Source organism: Faecalicatena contorta, assembly GCF_001404335.1.
GTDB classification, from domain to species: domain Bacteria; phylum Bacillota; class Clostridia; order Lachnospirales; family Lachnospiraceae; genus Faecalicatena; species Faecalicatena contortus_B.
The window spans coordinates 66,525-82,623 of sequence record NZ_CYZU01000008.1; the positions used below are offsets into that span (position 1 = coordinate 66,525).

Consider the following 16,099-nt stretch of genomic DNA (forward strand, 5'->3'; position numbering starts at 1 on the left):
TCGAGAAATGGACATAAACATTGGACATAGCGAGTCAGCTTTGAAAGGAAAAATTTTGAAAGCCCTATAAATTCAGGGCTGAAGATTCCGAGAATTTATAAAGAGAGGAGGAATGTGATTTGAAAAAGCAATCAAATCTGTCAAGATTGCTGACGCTGGCTGGAGGGCATAAGAAGCTCACATTTCTGGGCTGCGCTCTTTCCGGGATCGCGGCGGTACTCGGCCTGATTCCTTATGTGTGTGTATGGCTGGCGGCAAGAGATGTGCTGGCTGCCTACCCGGACGTCACGGGAGCCTCCGGCATCGTCCGGTGGGGCTGGATGGCGGTCTGGTTTGCCGTCGCCAATATCCTGGTTTACTTTGCGGCGCTGATGTGTACGCATATCGCCGCTTTCCGCACGGCGCGGAATATGCGCCATACAGGAGTTGCTCATATTCTGGAGCTTCCTCTGGGATTCTTTACGGGGAACCAGTCGGGAAGGCTCCGGAAGATCATCGATGACAATGCGGCTCTCACAGAGGACCTGCTGGCCCATAAGCTGCCGGATCTGACGGCGGCGGTGGTGACGCCCATAGCGGCTGTGATTCTGCTCTTTGCCTTTGACTGGAGGATGGGGCTTCTCTGCCTGCTGACCATGATTCTGGCTTTTGTGTGCATGGCCAGCATGATGGGCGGCAAGAACGCGGGCTTTTTCCACCGCTACCAGCAGGAGATCGAGAAAATGAGCGCGGAGGCTGTAGAATATGTCCGGGGAATCCCGGTGGTGAAGGTGTTCCAGCAGACCATATATTCCTTTAAGGCCTTTTATGCGGCCATCCAGTCCTACAGCGATCTGGCCAGCCAGTATGCCATGAGCTGCCGGAACGGGCAGACCTCATTTCTCACCTGCATCAACGGAGGCTTTGCCCTGCTGATACCGGCGGCCCTGCTTCTGGCTTCCGGCGGAAACGTCTGGGAAGTGCTGACAGACTTTATCTTTTACGCCCTGTTTGCCCCGGCCTGCGGGGCCATGATCAACCGGATTATGTATGCCTCCGAGTCTGTCATGGAAGCAAATGAGGCTGTAATGAAGCTGGATCATATTCTGGAGCAGAAGCCCCTGGAGGAGACGGACCATCCGAAGAAGCCGGGGAACGAGACCGTATCCTTCGAGCATGTGACCTTCCGGTATCCCGGCACAGAGCATCCGGCGCTGAAGGATGTGAGCTTTACAGTAAAAGAGGGAACTGTCACCGGACTGGTGGGTCCTTCCGGCGGGGGAAAGTCCACGGCAGCCTCTCTGATCCCGCGGTTCTGGGACGTCCAGGGCGGCCATGTGCGGATTGGCGGCGTGGACGTGCGGGATATGGACAGCCGGGAGCTGATGAAGCATGTGGCCTTCGTCTTCCAGGACACGAAGCTTTTCCAGGTCAGTCTTCTGGAAAATATCCGTATGTCCAGGCCTTCCGCCACAGTGGAAGAAGTGAAGGCAGCTGCCCATGCGGCCCAGTGCGATGATATTCTGGAAAAGCTGCCGGCAGGCCTCGACACTGTGGTGGGAACGAAGGGGGTCTATCTCTCCGGCGGCGAGGCCCAGCGGATTGCGCTGGCGCGGGCGATTCTGAAGGACGCGCCCATCGTGGTGCTCGATGAGGCGACCGCATTCGCTGACCCCGAGAACGAGGCCCTGATTCAGAAGGCGTTTAGGGAGCTGACCAGAGGAAAAACTGTGATTATGATTGCCCACAGACTCTCTACGGTGCAGAACGCAGACAAGATTCTGGTGATTGACAAGGGCTCCGTGCGGGAGCAGGGAAGCCATGAAGAGCTTCTGGCCGCAGGCGGACTGTATGCGGAGATGTGGTCGGATTATCAGAAGGCGGCGGCCTGGAAGGTAGAAAGGGGTGAGGAGATATGATTCGCAGGCTTCGGCATGTATTTGCCCTCAGTGAAAGGGGTGCGAAGGATTTCGTAAAAGCAGTCATCTGGTGCTTTTTCTGCAATATCAGCCTGATGCTGCCCGTAGGCGTGGTTATGGCTGTGATTCAGTATCTGTTGGGGACGCTGGAGGCAGGAGGAAACCCGGCGGAGGGCTTATGGCTCTATACAGGAGCGGCAGTTCTGGTCCTTCTGGTCCTGTTCATCCTCCACTATTTCCAGTACGCGGCCCTGTATCTGGCTACTTACAAGGAAAGCGCGGCAAGAAGAGTGAGCCTTGCGGAAACCCTCCGGCGGTTGCCTTTAAGTTTTTTCGGAAACCGGGATCTGAGCGACCTGACGGCGACCATGATTGCGGACTGCTCCAGTCTCGATCAGATGTTTTCCCACTATATCCCGCAACTTTTTGCTTCCATCTTCTCTACGCTGGTGATTGGAATCTGTATGTTTGCCATCAACTGGAGAATGGCTCTGGCTGTGCTCTGGGTGCTTCCGGTGGCGGTTCTTCTGACGGCTGGCTCCAAAAAACTCCAGGATATCTGCGGCACAAAGAATATTCTGGCCAAGAGGACAGTCGCGGACAATATCCAGGAGTGCCTGGAGACCATCCGGGATATCAAGGCCTGCAGCCGCCAGGAGGAATACCTAAAGGGACTGGACGGAAAACTGGAATACGCGGAGCGCTGCGCCATCCGCTCCGAGCTTGCCACAGGCGTTTTCGTGTGCTCGGCCCAGGCGTTCTTACGGATCGGGCTTGCCACCACGGTGCTCACAGGGGCCGGGCTTCTGATCCGGGGAGATCTTTCCTTCCTGTATTTTCTGGGCTTTCTGTTCGCGGCGGCAAGGCTGTACGATCCGCTGGGAATGGTTCTGCAGAACATCGCGGCCACATTTAACGCCAAGCTGCAGATCAACCGGATGCGGGCCATCCTGGAGCAGCCTGTCCAGACCGGGGCGGATACCTGTGAGCCGGACAATTATGACATTACCTTTGACCGTGTGAAGTTCGCCTACCGGGAGAATGAAGGCGTGCTGGACGACGTATCCTTTACGGCGAAGCAGGGAGAGGTGACGGCGCTTGTGGGACCCTCTGGTGGAGGCAAGTCCACGGCCTGCAAGCTGGCCGCCCGCTTCTGGGATATCCAGGGCGGCAGGATTACCCTGGGCGGCATCGACATCTCGAAGGTAGACCCGGAGGTCCTTCTGAAGCATTATTCCTTTGTATTTCAGGATGTGGTGCTGTTCCGGGATACGATTCTGGAAAACATCCGCCTGGGACGGCGGGGAGCTACGGATGAGGAGGTCTACGCGGCGGCAAAGGCGGCATGTTGCGACGAGTTTGTCCGGGATCTGCCGGAGGGCTATCAGACCATGGTGGGAGAGAACGGCTCCACCCTTTCCGGAGGGGAACGACAGCGGATTTCCATTGCCCGCGCCCTCCTGAAAGACGCGCCGGTGATTCTGTTGGACGAGGCCACTGCCTCCCTGGATGTGGAAAATGAGACGGCTGTTCAGGAGGCCATCTCCCGGTTGGTAAAGAACAAGACGGTTCTCATCATCGCCCACCGGATGCGTACTGTGACCGGGGCAGATAAGATCATCGTGCTATCTGACGGTCATGTGGCCGAGCAGGGAAGACCGGAAGAGTTGTATGAGAAGAACGGCCTTTACACCCATATGGTAAGGCTTCAGACCCAGAGCCAGAGATGGACTCTGGAGACATGAAAAGAACCTGAGGAGTAAAACCGCCGGCGCGCAGAGGGCTGTATAGTCTTGTATACAGACGCTGCCAGAAAATACATAAGGAAAAACGACTGCGGCAGGATATCTTCAGGTGTGACCAGGGGATATATCTGTCCGGTCTGCTTCCTGAAGCACAGCCTTCAACTGATTCAGATATTTTTAGGCCACTTTGAAGAGGGCGTGGTCAGGGCAAAATTTCAGCAAATCGGATACGAAAGCATCCTAATAGGCAGCATGTTCTCCAGGATTACTAGGTGATTAAAAATTGGCGCCAGTCGATTGAAATAAAATATAATCAATCGGCCTCGCCGCGAATTGTGAGCGATTTGTCCAGTGTTTAAGGACAAATAAGTGGGTGCGTTTTTGAGATAGAGGTCTGAAATTCTTATAAAATCAGGACTAAAGATTCCGAAAATTTATAGTTATTGGCAGGAGGAAAACAAGTTATGAAGGCAATGAAATTTTTATCTATGGCAGCGATTTGCGTCTTTGGCAGTGCGCTGCTTTTCTCCGGGTGCTCTGAATCCGGAAAATCAAGTGGCGTATATCAGCCTGGAACTTATACCGCTAGTGCTGAAGGGTATGGAGGGGACGTGACTGTCGAAGTAAAATTTGACAGCGAAAGTATTCTGTCCGTCACAATTTTAGATCAAAACGAGACAGAAAGGGTATCAGACCGGGCTTTAGAAGAAATCCCAGAACGAATTGTGGAGGCACAGACCAGCGAAGTTGATGCGATTACAAGTGCAACTGTCACAAGTGATGCGATTAAGACTGCTGTAACTGATTGTATCCGACAGGCCACACAGGAATAAGGAAGGGGTTCCAACAATTCAACAGAAGTGAAGCATGATGTACTCGTGGGTATGCCCTGACATTTACCCTAGTGTGCTGAACACGATGTCTTTTTCACGGTTTCTAAAAATCTTATTTTCACAAAGAAGAGGCTGTCTATTTCCCGACAGCCTCTTCTTTAGAATTAGTGAATATGGGATGTTGCCTATCAGCTCTTTTTCTACTGGATATGTTGGAAGATGAAAGATGCGAGACAAACACACAGAAATTCTACTCTAACCCTTCTCTTAACGGAGAGAGGGGTGTTTTTTTCTTTTTGAATTCATCACTTGACATTGTGGCAAAGAGCTGATGAGCCAGGACGAAATTGCAACCATGGACGGAGGCAAGTGTATTTTGCAGGTGCGCGGGGTGAGGCCGTTTTTCAGTGAGAAATACGACATTACCCGCCACCCCCGCTATCAATACCTCTCGGATGCCGACAAACAGAACACCTTTGATGTGGACAGGTACTTGTCGTCCCTGCGCCGGAAAAAACGGCGCGTGGTATCGGAGGATGAAACCTTTGACCTTTACGACATTGACCTGTCGGACGAAGATTTAGCCGCCCAGTGAAGCGGCTTTTTTCCTGTAATCAATCAAATTTGGTCGCCGGAAACCGGCAGAAAGTGAGGCATATATGGAATTTTTCAATAGTGCAGTGGATACGTTACAGACCATCGTTGTGGGCCTGGGCGGGGCGCTCTGTGTATGGGGCGGCGTCAATCTGTTGGAGGGATACGGGGCCGACAACCCCGCCAGCAATGCTCATGTGTGGTAAAGTAGCAACTAAGAATTTGATAGACAGCCGCTGACTATTCCGTTTTTAACTTTTAGTTAATTTTCTAAATCATCATTTTAACAACGGCTCTATTGTTCCTTAAAGCCTACGCTGCTATCATAAAAGCATAAACACAAGGAGGTTTGCTTATGAAAATCAATCAAATTATCCGAGAAAAACGGAAAGAATTGTCATTAACACAAGAACAAGTTGCCGAGCTTTTAGGTGTATCCACCCCGGCTGTAAATAAGTGGGAAAAAGGTAGCACATATCCAGATATAACCCTTTTACCGGCTCTTGCCCGTCTACTAAAAATGGATTTGAATACCCTGTTGTCATTTAATGAGGATTTAACTGATGTAGAGATTGAAAACTTTGTCAATGAACTTGATAAAGTTGTTCAAGAGCAGGGCTATCAAACCGCTTTTCAGATGGCAATCGACAAAATACATGAATATCCCACTTGTGATAGACTGGTATATTCAGCTATTCTTTATTTAGATGGCGCAAGATGGCTTTATAGTGTACCAGAGCCAGAACAATATGAGGAAACATTTGAAACTTTTTATAAAAGGCTGTCCGTAAATGAAATTCCAGAAATCAGAGATATAGCAATTAGTATGCTAATTTCCTATGCAAGAAATAGGGGCGAATATTCAAAGGCAGAGGAACTAATCAATACGCTACCATTCTCCACAATAGACAAAGAAGAACAGCTTGCAATTCTTTACCAGCAACAGAAAAAATACACAGACGCAGAAAAATTCTGGGAACACAGAATATTGAACGGTGTTACGGAGATACAAACCGCTTTAATAAATATGCTTGAAATAGCGTTATGCGAAAACCGCAATATGGATGCAGATTTTTTTGCGGATATGTACGAAACAATTACTTGTACGTTTTCTTTCCCGGAATGGATGCGTTACAATGCTCATTTGCAGCTTGCATTAGATAAGAAAGATAAAGACGAAAGTTTATCTATTCTTTCAAAAATGTTGCCTGCTATGAGAAAAGAATGGAAATCGCAGAATTGTAAGTTGTACCGCAATTTGGACGGAACAGAGGTAACAGCTCTTTCAAGTAAAGTGGCAGATTCTCTTTGCGAGGAATTGAACAGTAAAGATGAATTTGCATTTATGCGTGATTGTACGGAGTTTAGAGAACTAATGACACAAATGAATAGTTAAGCATATCTCTAATTTGTATAGCAAATCCAGCCGAGCCAGTCAACGGCAGGTAAATGGGCTGCGCCCACCGTTGACAGCCCCGACTGTCCTTGCTGGTGGGTAATCAAGGGGCGACAGCAAAAAGTGCTGCCGCCCTTTCCCATAATCGAAGAAAGGGGGATTTTCCATGACTGAATACGAAGCCCATCAAGAACATATCCGCTATACCCATGATACCTACTGCCGGATTGTTATTCGCCATGCGTCCTTTGACGCTGCCCGTATGCTGGCGGCGAGGTGGAAACGGGAAATCTCCCTTGAATATTTGACCGAAGAAAAGTTTGTCCCACTAAGCACCACAGACGAGTATTTTCAAGTGCCAGACTATGGCGAAACTTATCCATTCTCCGTCCGGGGGCAGACGATACTTTTAGATAGCTGCTCCCTTGCGGCGGCTCTTGCTGGACTGCCGGAACAGACGCAGGAGGAAATCTTTTTGTATTACTTCCAGCACTTGACGCAGAAAGAAATCGGGGAACAAAGCGGCTGGACACGCAGCACAATCGGGCGGCATATTCAGCTTGCTTTGAAGCGGCTGAAAGCGGAAATGGAGGTGTTGTCCCATGAGTAACCGACTTCTCCCCTATGACACTATCATAAAGGCACATGAGGGCGACCCCATAGCGATACAGGCTGTCCTTGACCGCTATGCCGGATATATCCGCTACTTCTCTAAGATGAACGGCTATTATAACTCTGATATGGAGGACTACATCAGAACAAAGCTGATTGAAAGCCTGTTTAAGTTCCGGCTTGACCGTTGAGTTTGGATTGATGATATGATAAAATTAGTCCAATAAATGCGAACGGGAGGTTAGTATGAAAAAAATTATATTGATAGTCTGTACATTAGTCTTTCTTATATCTTTAACTGCGTGTGGCACAAAATTTGATGGTAGTCGTACTGGAAACGATAGTGAATTTATCATGGAATATAGTGTGTTAAATACAACGGACGCACAGGATTTAACTATTGAAGCTGGAGATACTATTAGTGCTAAAATTGTAGTAGATAAAGGTAGCTTATCAATAAAAATTCAAAAAGACGGGGAAAAACCTATCTATGAAAGTAACGGAATTTCCACATCTAATGAGTTTGATGTTGAAATTGATGAAAGCGGAACATACACAGTTGAAGTAACAGGAAAAAAAGCAAAAGGAAGTGTTAGTTTCATAGTGCAGAGTAATTGATGAACTTCCAGTTTACTACACTGAACCACCATAAAAACTGAATATCCCGCCGCCCCGCAGCGGCAGCCATGAGCAGTAAATCCGAAAAAGATTTGCTGCTTTTTTTACGCCTATTTTTGGCAAATTTCCAAATGTTCCGTATTAGATAGTGAAACCCAAAAAAGGCTGCCATTTTTTCAGACAGCGGGTAAAACACAGTTTCCAAAACGCCTTATTATCGGGAAAAACCATGCCGCAGGAAAAGTTCTTGCCGAAAAGTCTGTCATTTTTGCTTTTTGCGGTGTTGTAGGGAGTAAGGGGAGAACGCCAGCCCGCAGCCTTTTATAAAAAAGCTGGTTATAGATTTCCCGAAAAAGTGGCAGCAGCAAGTGAACGGCAGTCTGACAGTTTCTTAGAGCAAGATTCTACCGAGGTGCCAAAATTCGCTTTCTGCTCATTTTGCCCCTGCGGGAATCTTGTTGGGGAGTGCCTTCCCCAAACCCTGCTTATACGGCTTGCGCCGCTTAAAAATCCCTCAAAATATTTTTTCGGATTTTTCAAAAACAGTTCCGCTTTACACCCTGTTTTTCTCCTATTAGTGAGAGGACACCACGCACAGAAAGGAGGTCTGCCGACCATGAAACGATACAACACGCCGCACCGCAGCCGGGTAGTCAAAACACGCATGACCGAGGAAGAATACGCCGAGTTTGCGGAAAGGCTTTCTGCCTGCAACATGAGCCAAGCCGAGTTTATCCGGCAAGCCATAACCGGGGCAGCCATACGCCCCATCATAACCGTTTCCCCCGTCAATGATGAGCTGCTTGCCGCTGTCGGGAAGCTGACCGCCGAATACGGCAGGATCGGCGGCAACTTAAATCAGATAGCCCGGACGCTGAACGAGTGGCACAGCCCCTACCCGCAGCTTGCCAGGGAGGTACGGGCGGCGGTTTCCGACCTTGCTGCCCTAAAGTTTGAAGTCTTGCAGAAAGTGGGTGACGCTGTTGGCAACATTCAAACATATCAGCTCTAAAAATGCCGACTATGGCGCAGCGGAAGCCTACCTCACATTTGAGCATGACGAGTTTACCATGAAGCCCACCCTTGATGAAAACGGGCGGCTGATACCGAGGGAGGATTACCGCATTTCTTCCCTCAACTGCGGGGGCGGGGATTTCGCCGTTGCCTGTATGCGGGCTAATCTCCGCTATGAGAAAAACCAAAAACGGGAAGATGTGAAAAGCCACCACTATATCATCAGCTTTGACCCACGGGACGGGACAGACAACGGCTTGACCGTAGACCGGGCGCAGGAGTTGGGCGAGCAGTTCTGTAAAGAGCATTTCCCCGGACACCAAGCCCTTGTATGCACCCACCCGGACGGGCATAACCACAGCGGCAATATCCATGTGCATATCGTCATCAACTCCCTGCGGATTTATGAAGTCCCGCTTCTGCCCTACATGGACAGACCAGCCGACACACGGGAGGGCTGCAAGCACCGCTGTACCAACGCCGCTACGGAATATTTCAAGAGCGAAGTCATGGAGATGTGCCACCGGGAGGGGCTTTACCAAATCGACCTCCTAAGCGGCAGCAAGGAACGGATAACGGAACGGGAATACTGGGCGGCAAAGAAAGGGCAGCTTGCCCTTGATAAAGAAAACGCTGTCAGAGAAGCAGCAGGACAGCCGACCAAGCCCACCAAGTTTGAAACGGACAAGGCGAAGCTGCGCCGGACGATACGGCAGGCACTTTCCCAAGCTGGTAACTTTGACGAGTTTTCTTCCCTTTTGCTGCGGGAGGGTGTGACCGTCAAGGAGAGCCGGGGGCGGCTTTCCTACCTCACGCCGGACAGGACAAAGCCTATCACAGCCCGGAAGCTGGGGGACGATTTTGACAAGGCTGCTGTCCTTGCCCTGCTCACGCAGAACGCCCACAGAGCTGCCGAACAGACCACAGCCATACCAAAATACCCCCACACCCAAAAGGGACGCTTGCAGGAAGAAAAAGCCGCAAAAACCACCCCGGCAGACAACACCTTACAGCGCATGGTTGACCGGGAAGCAAAGCGAGCCGAGGGCAAGGGCGTAGGCTATGACCGCTGGGCGGCAAAGCACAACCTAAAGCAAATGGCGGCTACCGTTACAGCCTACCAGCAGTACGGCTTTTCTTCCCCGGAGGAATTGGACGAAGCCTGTTCTGCCGCCTATGCCGCCATGCAGGAAAGCCTTGCAGAGCTGAAGCAGGTGGAAAAGACGCTGAACGGGAAAAAGGAGCTGCAACGACAGGTGCTTGCCTATTCCAAGACCCGCCCTGTCCGGGACGGGCTGAAACAGCAGAAAAACGCCAAAGCAAAATCAGCCTACCGTCAGAAGCACGAAAGCGACTTTATCATAGCAGACGCAGCCGCCCGCTATTTCAGGGAGAACGGCATTTCCAAGCTGCCGAGCTATAAAGCCCTGCAAGCAGAGATTGAAACCCTTATCAAAGAGAAAAACAGCGGCTACAACGATTACCGGGCAAAACGGGAGGAATACCGCCGCTTACAGACTGTCAAGGGCAATATCGACCAGATTTTACACCGGGAGCGCAAGCCTGTGAAAAGGCAGGAACAGGAACGATAAAAACCGCCCCAAAATGTACCCGAACCCATACAGAACAAGGGGGCTGCCCCATACCCTATCCGCAATACCAAAGGATTTTTTAACGGTCTTACAGGGCAGAAAAACCCCGGAAATGATACCGAGATGATACAGAATTACCGCCGATACCGTCACACCAGCGGAAACGGCAGAAAGGAGCGCACCCATGCCAAGAATGAGCAAGAAACGGCGGCTGGAATGGTCTTTTTTCCTGCGGCAAGTGAAAGTCGGGAATGCCACCTGCGACCGTATCACATACAACGACCTCTGCCGGGGCTGTACCCATAGCTGCAAGCAGAGCTTCCGGGCGGTTATCATACTCTGCCCCCGCTACTACTCCAAACGCCGGAAAAAGGAGGACAGGGACAATGGCAGATAACCGCAAGTATTACTACCTCAAGCTGAAAGAGAACTTTTTTGACAGCGACTCCATTGTGCTGCTGGAAGATATGAAAGACGGGATTTTATATTCCAATATTCTCTTGAAGCTGTACTTAAAATCGCTGAAAAACGGCGGGAAGTTGCAGCTTGACGAGCATATCCCCTACACAGCACAGATGATAGCGACACTGACCCGCCACCAGATAGGGACGGTTGAGAGAGCTTTAGAGATTTTCCGGCAGTTGGGGCTTGTGGAGCAGCTTGACAGCGGGGCTTTTTATATGACCGATATTGAGCTGATGATAGGACAGTCCTCTACCGAAGCCGAGAGGAAACGGGCTGCAAGGCTGGAAAATAAGGCACTTTTACCACCCCGGACAAAAGACGGACATTTGTCCGACATTCGTCCACCAGAGATAGAGATAGAGTTAGAGAAAGAGATAGAAAAAGAGAGAGAGGGAGAAACGGGACACCCCGCCCCCGCCGCTTATGGCAGATACAACAATGTGATACTGACCGATACAGAGCTTTCCGGGCTGAAAACAGAGCTGCCCGACAAGTGGGAGTATTATATTGACCGGCTTTCCTGCCATATCGCTTCCACCGGGAAGCAGTACCACAGCCATGCAGCCACCATTTACAAGTGGGCGCAGGAGGACGCTGCCAAAGACAAGGCTGCCCCGAAACAGGGCATACCCGATTATTCATGCAAGGAGGGCGAGAGCTTATGAAAAACGGGATTGAAGCTATGATTACGGACATTACAGCCACTACCGCCGAAGCGGAGGACTACACAGGCGAGGACGGGCTTTTATACTGCGGCAAGTGCCATACGCCCAAAGAAGCCTATTTTTCAAAAGAAACCGCCCAATGGTTAGGGCATGACCGACACCCGACAGAGTGCGACTGCCAGCGGGCAGCCCGTGAAAAACGGGAAGCCGCTGAAAGCCGACAGAAGCACCTTGAAACAGTAGAGGACTTGAAACGCCGGGGCTTTACCGACCCCGCTATGCGGAACTGGACATTTGAGCATGACAACGGCAGAAACCCGCAGACCGAAACCGCCCGTTTTTATGTGGAGAGCTGGGAAACCATGCAGGCTGAAAATATCGGCTACCTGTTTTGGGGCGGCGTGGGGACAGGAAAAAGCTACCTCGCTGCCTGTATCGCCAACGCCCTTATGGAGAAAGAAGTTGCCGTCTGCATGACAAACTTTGCAACGATACTCAATGACCTTGCTGCCAGCTTTGAGGGTAGGAACGAATATATTTCCAGCCTTTGCAGCTATCCTCTGCTGATACTTGATGATTTCGGTATGGAGCGAGGGACAGAGTACGGGCTGGAACAGGTTTACAGCGTGATTGACAGCCGTTACCGAAGCGGCAAGCCGCTGATCGCCACGACCAACCTCACGCTGGAGGAATTGCAGCACCCGCAGGACACGCCACACGCCCGTATCTATGACAGGCTGACTTCCATGTGCGCCCCCGTCCGCTTCACGGGCAGCAACTTCCGAAAGGAAACCGCACAGGAAAAGCTGGAACGATTAAAGCAACTGATGAAGCAGCGAAAGGAGAGCCTATGACAGAAACCAAACAGACAAGCACCACCAAAACAGACCGCCGCCCGGACTGTGTAACGGAAATCCGCATGGGCAACTCCGTCCTTACCGTTTCCGGCTTCTTCAAGCAGGGCGCAACCGACACCGCAGCCGACAAGATGATGAAAGTGCTGGAAGCGGAAGCTGCTACACAAAAAACGGCGATTTGACCGACCATAAAGAAGCAGATTTGACGCTTTTGCCGCTATACAGACAGCCGCCCCATGTGGTACAATCAAGGTACGGAATAGTGGGGCTGGCTGTCGGAAACGGAGGATTTTATGTTAAGACAGACCAACCAACAACCAATTACCGCCCTTTACCCAAGACTTTCCCATGAGGACGAGCTGCAAGGCGAGAGCAATTCCATTTCCAATCAGAAGCGTATCCTTGAAACCTATGCAAAGCAGAACGGCTTTTCCAATCTGCGCTGGTACACGGACGACGGTTATTCTGGTGCGAACTTTGCTGGGGTTAGATAGCGATACTTTTTACATCTACCATGTTGCGGCGGTCATGGTTGACAACTTGCGTCGGCTCCTGCTCGGTATCAACCTGTCCGACAAAGCTATAATGGATTTCGATTTTCCGGGTGTTGGTTTCCCGGTCTAATTCATGTATCAAAATACGGTCGATAAACTCATGGACGTTTTCATAGGTCAATTCCTGTATGTCGCTGTATTTCCCGACAATCTGAATAAACCTTGATATATCCCTTTTTCGCTCGGTAACGGTTGCGATCTGCTGTTGTAACTCGTCTATCCTTGCGGCAAGGGATTTCTTTTCGTCCTCATAGCCGGAAGTTAGAAACACAAACCGTTCATCTGTCAGTCTGCCTAATGCGTTGTCCTCATACAGCTTGCGGAAAAGCGTGTCAAGTTCGGTCATACGCGCCTGTGCTTTGAAAAGTTCCTTTTGCTGCTGCGCTAATGCCTTTCTCGCTTCCATGTCGCCGTACTCGGTAGCTTTACAGATAAAGTCCTGTTCGTGTTCCTTAACATACCGCAAAACCCGCCGCATATCTTCCAGCACTAAATCAAGAAGTACGTTTTTGCGGATATAATGAGAGGTACACTCGCTGCCTGTCCTTGCCCTGTTGCGCCATGCGCCGCAAGAATAGGAAAACTTGCGCGGCTCGATATTTACGCCCTGTTGGTAATACATCTTATGTCTGCAACCAGCGCAAAACAGCAAGCCGGAAAAAATATCAATCTCCGCTGCTTTTGTCGGGCGGTGGCGGGTAGCAATCCGCTTTTGCGCAAGTTCAAAGGTTTCCTCGTCAACAAGCGGCTCATGGGTGTTTGGGAAGAAATAGCGTTGTTCTTCTTCGTTCTTCCGGGTCTTTTTCGACTTGTAGGATACCTTGTGAGTTTTCGCGGTTATGGTATGCCCTAAATATTCCTGCCTTGCTAATATGTCATAGAGCGTTTTGTCCGGCCAAGTATAGGGGGCGATCATTGCCCGCTGATACCGCGCCTGTCCTGTACGCTGATAGCGCAACGCTCCAATCGTCAAGACTTTGTTTTCCGCAAGCCATTTTTGGATTTCGCACATACGCACGCCGCTAACAAACATAGCGAAAACCTGTTTGACAATCGGCGCGGTTTCCGGGTCGGGTATAAGGTGGTGGCGGTTGTTCGGGTCTGGGATATAGCCGTATGGATATTCCCCGTTGACGCGCTCGCCTTTTTGCGCCTGTGCCTGTTTAACTGCGCGGATTTTCTTGCTTGTGTCGCGGGCGTAAAACTCGTTAAACCAGTTCCGCAAGGGGGTAAACTCGTTATCCTCCCGCGCTGTGTCAACTCCGTCGTTGATCGCGATATAGCGTACTCCGTTTTCGGGAAATACAATCTCTATGAGTTCGCCCGTTTTCAGATAGTTTCTGCCAAGACGGGAAAGGTCTTTGGTAATGACCGTCGCCACTCGTCCGGCTTCCACTTCCTGCAACATCGCTTGCAGCCCCTCGCGCTCAAAACTCACGCCGGAAAATCCGTCGTCCACAAAAAACTTTGTGTTCAAAAAATGGTGTTCGTCCGCATAGCGTTGAAGTATCATTTTTTGGTGCTGTATGCTTCCGCTTTCTCCGGCTTGCATATCCTCTTGACTTAAACGGCAGTAAAGGGCGGTGATTTTATTCGACTGTAACATTAGTCCTCCTTTCCGACAGCCGAATAAACAGGTATAATGTGTTGCTATCATTATACCATATCCCGCCGCCTAATGCACTACTCGGACGCTAAAAATCCCGGATTTCCGGGCTTTTTCTGCAAATCCTTTACAATGAGTTTCTCAATCTTTTTATGGATTGTATCGGTTGCCTTTTCACTCGGCAACGCTTGAACAAGATAGGTGATTTTCCCTATTTTGCGTTCGGTTGTAATTGTCTGTTTTTTATCCATTAGAAAAACCTCCTTTTCCTGTATGGATAAACTATATTCGTCAAAAGGCAAAAACGGGCGGTTGTTAGCTGCAACCTCACGGGAGTTTCACCCCGGCCCATGCTTATGGGTGCGCCGCGCAATACTTTGAGGGTGTTCAACGCGGGAGTATCATTGTGCCGCCTTGTATGTCGTCGCCCACAAGCTGCTAAACCTGTTTTACGGCGCGGTAGTTCTCGCTCGGCTTTTCCCCTATGGGGAAAAGCTGTCATGGCGTACCCGCCGACTGGCTCGGTACAGACGGAATGTACCCGTTTGCCTGTTATGCTGCGCACCAAAGGCCGCTTTCTTTGTCAAAGAACAATAGGCTTTGTCGGCCTGCAAAAGCACATCAACAGCGGATATGCTTTTGCGGAACGACAAATAGCCCATAACGGGAAGCGTGGAAAGGGGACACGCTCCCCGCATGGGCTAAAAGATTATCCTACATGAAAAGCAAGGGTGCGGGTAATAAGGCGCACTTGCAGCCTGTTACGCATTTCCTCGTCCACATAGGAATAGGTATTGCCCGCGTCGTCTTTCAGCGTGCGGGTACAAAGTTTCGCTATGTAACCCTCGTAGTGCTTCAAGATCGCGCACATGGCGGTTGTGTCGCCGTTTGCCGCTGCGGAAATGACAGGGAACGGCAACAGATTTTCAGACTTCCTAACGGTATTCATCATCTGCTTTTCCCTCCAAATACTGTTTGATTTTCGCAAGCGCGGATTTCCTGTGCCGGAAAACCGTCGTGCGTACAACATTCAGCAGTTCGCCAATTTCCGCGTCGCTCATATCCAAGAAGTAGGACAAAAGGATAATGTCGCGTTTCCTTTCGGGCAAAGCGTTAAGGGCTTCGGCAAGCAGTTCATTTTTGACGAGTACATCAAAGCCGGACACTTGAAAACGGAAATAATCGCTTTCGTATTCGTCCGTTGTGAAAAGCTGCGCGAGTTCGCTTTCGCTCAAATCCGAAAAAGTAACTTCGCGTGCTGCGCGTTTCGCAAGAGTGCGGCGGTGGCTTTTCGCTTCGCCGACCAAAGTTTTCTTTGCTAATGCGTCGTACTGATGTTGTATTCTTTCCTTGTCGGAAGAAGATAGCTCCATAGAGTTCACCTCCTTCCCGCGTGGAGTAGAGGACGGGAGTTAAGGGCTTGTCCTCTCTGCCCCTTTCGCTCCGTACCCGTTCGGGAGATGGCTCTTGAGTGCGCTTTTCAGAAAAAAGTTGAAAAAAGCAAAATGCGCCCGTCCGCAAGACGCGGACGGGCGCAAAGGAAATGTAAGCAGTAGCTAAATGTATTGACAGTTCACATTCATAGCCGGAATATCCCGCTTGCGGAGCATAGCTTTTTTTGACCGCAAAGCATTAGGCGGGTTACAGTAA

General features: G+C 50.2%; 17 protein-coding genes and 3 pseudogenes. 16 read left to right on the forward strand and 4 right to left on the reverse strand.

All coding sequences use genetic code 11. The features are described from left to right. Nucleotides 1-119 precede the first annotated feature (119 nt). The 16 genes and pseudogenes from ARB69_RS05840 to ARB69_RS27625 all read left to right on the forward strand — a co-directional run. Nucleotides 120-1,898 (forward strand): ABC transporter ATP-binding protein, encoded by a 1,779-nt coding sequence (locus ARB69_RS05840; RefSeq protein WP_055151920.1) that lies wholly within the window; start codon nt 120-122, stop codon nt 1,896-1,898. Further along, a complete protein-coding gene (locus tag ARB69_RS05845; protein ID WP_055151923.1) occupies nt 1,895-3,643 on the forward strand; it encodes an ABC transporter ATP-binding protein in 1,749 nt (582 codons plus the stop codon). The genes ARB69_RS05840 and ARB69_RS05845 overlap by 4 nt, the downstream gene beginning before the upstream one ends. A 464-nt stretch (nt 3,644-4,107) precedes the next feature. Next, nucleotides 4,108-4,476 (forward strand): FMN-binding protein, encoded by a 369-nt coding sequence (locus tag ARB69_RS05855; RefSeq protein ID WP_055151929.1) that lies wholly within the window; start codon nt 4,108-4,110, stop codon nt 4,474-4,476. Between the two features lie 319 nt (nt 4,477-4,795). After that, a pseudogene (locus tag ARB69_RS05860) lies at nt 4,796-5,071 on the forward strand (type IV secretory system conjugative DNA transfer family protein); the annotation flags it as partial. Nucleotides 5,072-5,135: 64 nt separating this feature from the next. Next, nucleotides 5,136-5,264, forward strand: a pseudogene (locus tag ARB69_RS25820) (Maff2 family mobile element protein); the annotation flags it as partial. 161 nt (nt 5,265-5,425) lie between these two features. Beyond that, complete coding sequence (locus ARB69_RS05865) at nt 5,426-6,466, forward strand: XRE family transcriptional regulator (protein ID WP_055151935.1); 1,041 nt, start codon at nt 5,426-5,428, stop codon at nt 6,464-6,466. Between the two features lie 166 nt (nt 6,467-6,632). Further along, nucleotides 6,633-7,076 (forward strand): sigma-70 family RNA polymerase sigma factor, encoded by a 444-nt coding sequence (locus ARB69_RS05870; protein ID WP_055151938.1) that lies wholly within the window; start codon nt 6,633-6,635, stop codon nt 7,074-7,076. After that, nucleotides 7,069-7,269: a helix-turn-helix domain-containing protein gene (locus tag ARB69_RS05875; protein ID WP_006858003.1), complete on the forward strand. Its 201-nt coding sequence runs from the start codon at nt 7,069-7,071 to the stop codon at nt 7,267-7,269. Before ARB69_RS05870 ends, ARB69_RS05875 begins: the two co-directional genes overlap by 8 nt. A 55-nt stretch (nt 7,270-7,324) precedes the next feature. Continuing rightward, the gene (locus ARB69_RS05880) at nt 7,325-7,696 is read left to right on the forward strand and encodes a lipoprotein (protein ID WP_055151941.1); all 372 of its coding nucleotides are present in this window, start codon (nt 7,325-7,327) and stop codon (nt 7,694-7,696) included. A 616-nt stretch (nt 7,697-8,312) separates the two neighbouring features. After that, the gene (locus ARB69_RS05885; RefSeq protein WP_055151945.1) at nt 8,313-8,708 is read left to right on the forward strand and encodes a plasmid mobilization protein; all 396 of its coding nucleotides are present in this window, start codon (nt 8,313-8,315) and stop codon (nt 8,706-8,708) included. Further along, nucleotides 8,680-10,302 (forward strand): relaxase/mobilization nuclease domain-containing protein, encoded by a 1,623-nt coding sequence (locus tag ARB69_RS05890; protein WP_055151949.1) that lies wholly within the window; start codon nt 8,680-8,682, stop codon nt 10,300-10,302. The genes ARB69_RS05885 and ARB69_RS05890 overlap by 29 nt, the downstream gene beginning before the upstream one ends. A 184-nt stretch (nt 10,303-10,486) precedes the next feature. Next, nucleotides 10,487-10,699 carry a hypothetical protein gene (locus ARB69_RS05895; protein WP_055151952.1) on the forward strand — a complete coding sequence of 71 codons (213 nt, stop codon included), beginning with the start codon at nt 10,487-10,489 and terminating at the stop codon, nt 10,697-10,699. Then, a complete protein-coding gene (locus tag ARB69_RS05900) occupies nt 10,689-11,432 on the forward strand; it encodes a phage replisome organizer N-terminal domain-containing protein (protein ID WP_055151955.1) in 744 nt (247 codons plus the stop codon). The genes ARB69_RS05895 and ARB69_RS05900 overlap by 11 nt, the downstream gene beginning before the upstream one ends. Continuing rightward, entirely contained in the window at nt 11,429-12,286 is an 858-nt protein-coding gene (locus tag ARB69_RS05905; protein WP_055151958.1) for an ATP-binding protein, read from the forward strand. Before ARB69_RS05900 ends, ARB69_RS05905 begins: the two co-directional genes overlap by 4 nt. Next, on the forward strand, nt 12,283-12,471 hold the full coding sequence (locus ARB69_RS05910) for a transposon-encoded TnpW family protein (RefSeq protein WP_002569233.1): 189 nt from the start codon (nt 12,283-12,285) through the stop codon (nt 12,469-12,471). The genes ARB69_RS05905 and ARB69_RS05910 overlap by 4 nt, the downstream gene beginning before the upstream one ends. A 111-nt stretch (nt 12,472-12,582) precedes the next feature. After that, nucleotides 12,583-12,768: pseudogene (locus ARB69_RS27625) on the forward strand (recombinase family protein); the annotation flags it as partial. Nucleotides 12,769-12,775: 7 nt separating this feature from the next. Here the strand turns inward: ARB69_RS27625 and ARB69_RS27630 are convergent. The 4 genes from ARB69_RS27630 to ARB69_RS05930 all read right to left on the reverse strand — a co-directional run bounded on the left by ARB69_RS27630 (nt 12,776) and on the right by ARB69_RS05930 (nt 15,822). Beyond that, nucleotides 12,776-14,449 carry a recombinase family protein gene (locus ARB69_RS27630; RefSeq protein WP_002604471.1) on the reverse strand — a complete coding sequence of 558 codons (1,674 nt, stop codon included), beginning with the start codon at nt 14,447-14,449 and terminating at the stop codon, nt 12,776-12,778. Between the two features lie 77 nt (nt 14,450-14,526). After that, nucleotides 14,527-14,700, reverse strand: a complete 174-nt coding sequence (locus ARB69_RS25830; RefSeq protein ID WP_002604472.1) for a transposon-encoded TnpW family protein — start codon at nt 14,698-14,700, stop codon at nt 14,527-14,529. A gap of 458 nt (nt 14,701-15,158) precedes the next feature. Next, the gene (locus ARB69_RS05925) at nt 15,159-15,401 is read right to left on the reverse strand and encodes a helix-turn-helix domain-containing protein (protein WP_002604473.1); all 243 of its coding nucleotides are present in this window, start codon (nt 15,399-15,401) and stop codon (nt 15,159-15,161) included. After that, nucleotides 15,385-15,822: a sigma-70 family RNA polymerase sigma factor gene (locus ARB69_RS05930; RefSeq protein ID WP_002604474.1), complete on the reverse strand. Its 438-nt coding sequence runs from the start codon at nt 15,820-15,822 to the stop codon at nt 15,385-15,387. The genes ARB69_RS05925 and ARB69_RS05930 overlap by 17 nt, the downstream gene beginning before the upstream one ends. Nucleotides 15,823-16,099: the final 277 nt, after the last annotated feature.

What these genes read in the sequence shown, in the direction of transcription:
- ARB69_RS05845 (WP_055151923.1), top strand. Translation starts at nt 1,895, where the DNA reads ATGATTCGCAGGCTTCGGCATGTATTTGCCCTCAGTGAAAGGGGTGCG.
- ARB69_RS05855 (WP_055151929.1), top strand. Translation starts at nt 4,108, where the DNA reads ATGAAGGCAATGAAATTTTTATCTATGGCAGCGATTTGCGTCTTTGGC.
- ARB69_RS05865 (WP_055151935.1), top strand. Translation starts at nt 5,426, where the DNA reads ATGAAAATCAATCAAATTATCCGAGAAAAACGGAAAGAATTGTCATTA.
- ARB69_RS05870 (WP_055151938.1), top strand. Translation starts at nt 6,633, where the DNA reads ATGACTGAATACGAAGCCCATCAAGAACATATCCGCTATACCCATGAT.
- ARB69_RS05875 (WP_006858003.1), top strand. Translation starts at nt 7,069, where the DNA reads ATGAGTAACCGACTTCTCCCCTATGACACTATCATAAAGGCACATGAG.
- ARB69_RS05880 (WP_055151941.1), top strand. Translation starts at nt 7,325, where the DNA reads ATGAAAAAAATTATATTGATAGTCTGTACATTAGTCTTTCTTATATCT.
- ARB69_RS05885 (WP_055151945.1), top strand. Translation starts at nt 8,313, where the DNA reads ATGAAACGATACAACACGCCGCACCGCAGCCGGGTAGTCAAAACACGC.
- ARB69_RS05895 (WP_055151952.1), top strand. Translation starts at nt 10,487, where the DNA reads ATGCCAAGAATGAGCAAGAAACGGCGGCTGGAATGGTCTTTTTTCCTG.
- ARB69_RS05900 (WP_055151955.1), top strand. Translation starts at nt 10,689, where the DNA reads ATGGCAGATAACCGCAAGTATTACTACCTCAAGCTGAAAGAGAACTTT.
- ARB69_RS05905 (WP_055151958.1), top strand. Translation starts at nt 11,429, where the DNA reads ATGAAAAACGGGATTGAAGCTATGATTACGGACATTACAGCCACTACC.
- ARB69_RS05910 (WP_002569233.1), top strand. Translation starts at nt 12,283, where the DNA reads ATGACAGAAACCAAACAGACAAGCACCACCAAAACAGACCGCCGCCCG.
- ARB69_RS27630 (WP_002604471.1), bottom strand. Translation starts at nt 14,449, where the DNA reads ATGTTACAGTCGAATAAAATCACCGCCCTTTACTGCCGTTTAAGTCAA.
- ARB69_RS25830 (WP_002604472.1), bottom strand. Translation starts at nt 14,700, where the DNA reads ATGGATAAAAAACAGACAATTACAACCGAACGCAAAATAGGGAAAATC.
- ARB69_RS05925 (WP_002604473.1), bottom strand. Translation starts at nt 15,401, where the DNA reads ATGATGAATACCGTTAGGAAGTCTGAAAATCTGTTGCCGTTCCCTGTC.
- ARB69_RS05930 (WP_002604474.1), bottom strand. Translation starts at nt 15,822, where the DNA reads ATGGAGCTATCTTCTTCCGACAAGGAAAGAATACAACATCAGTACGAC.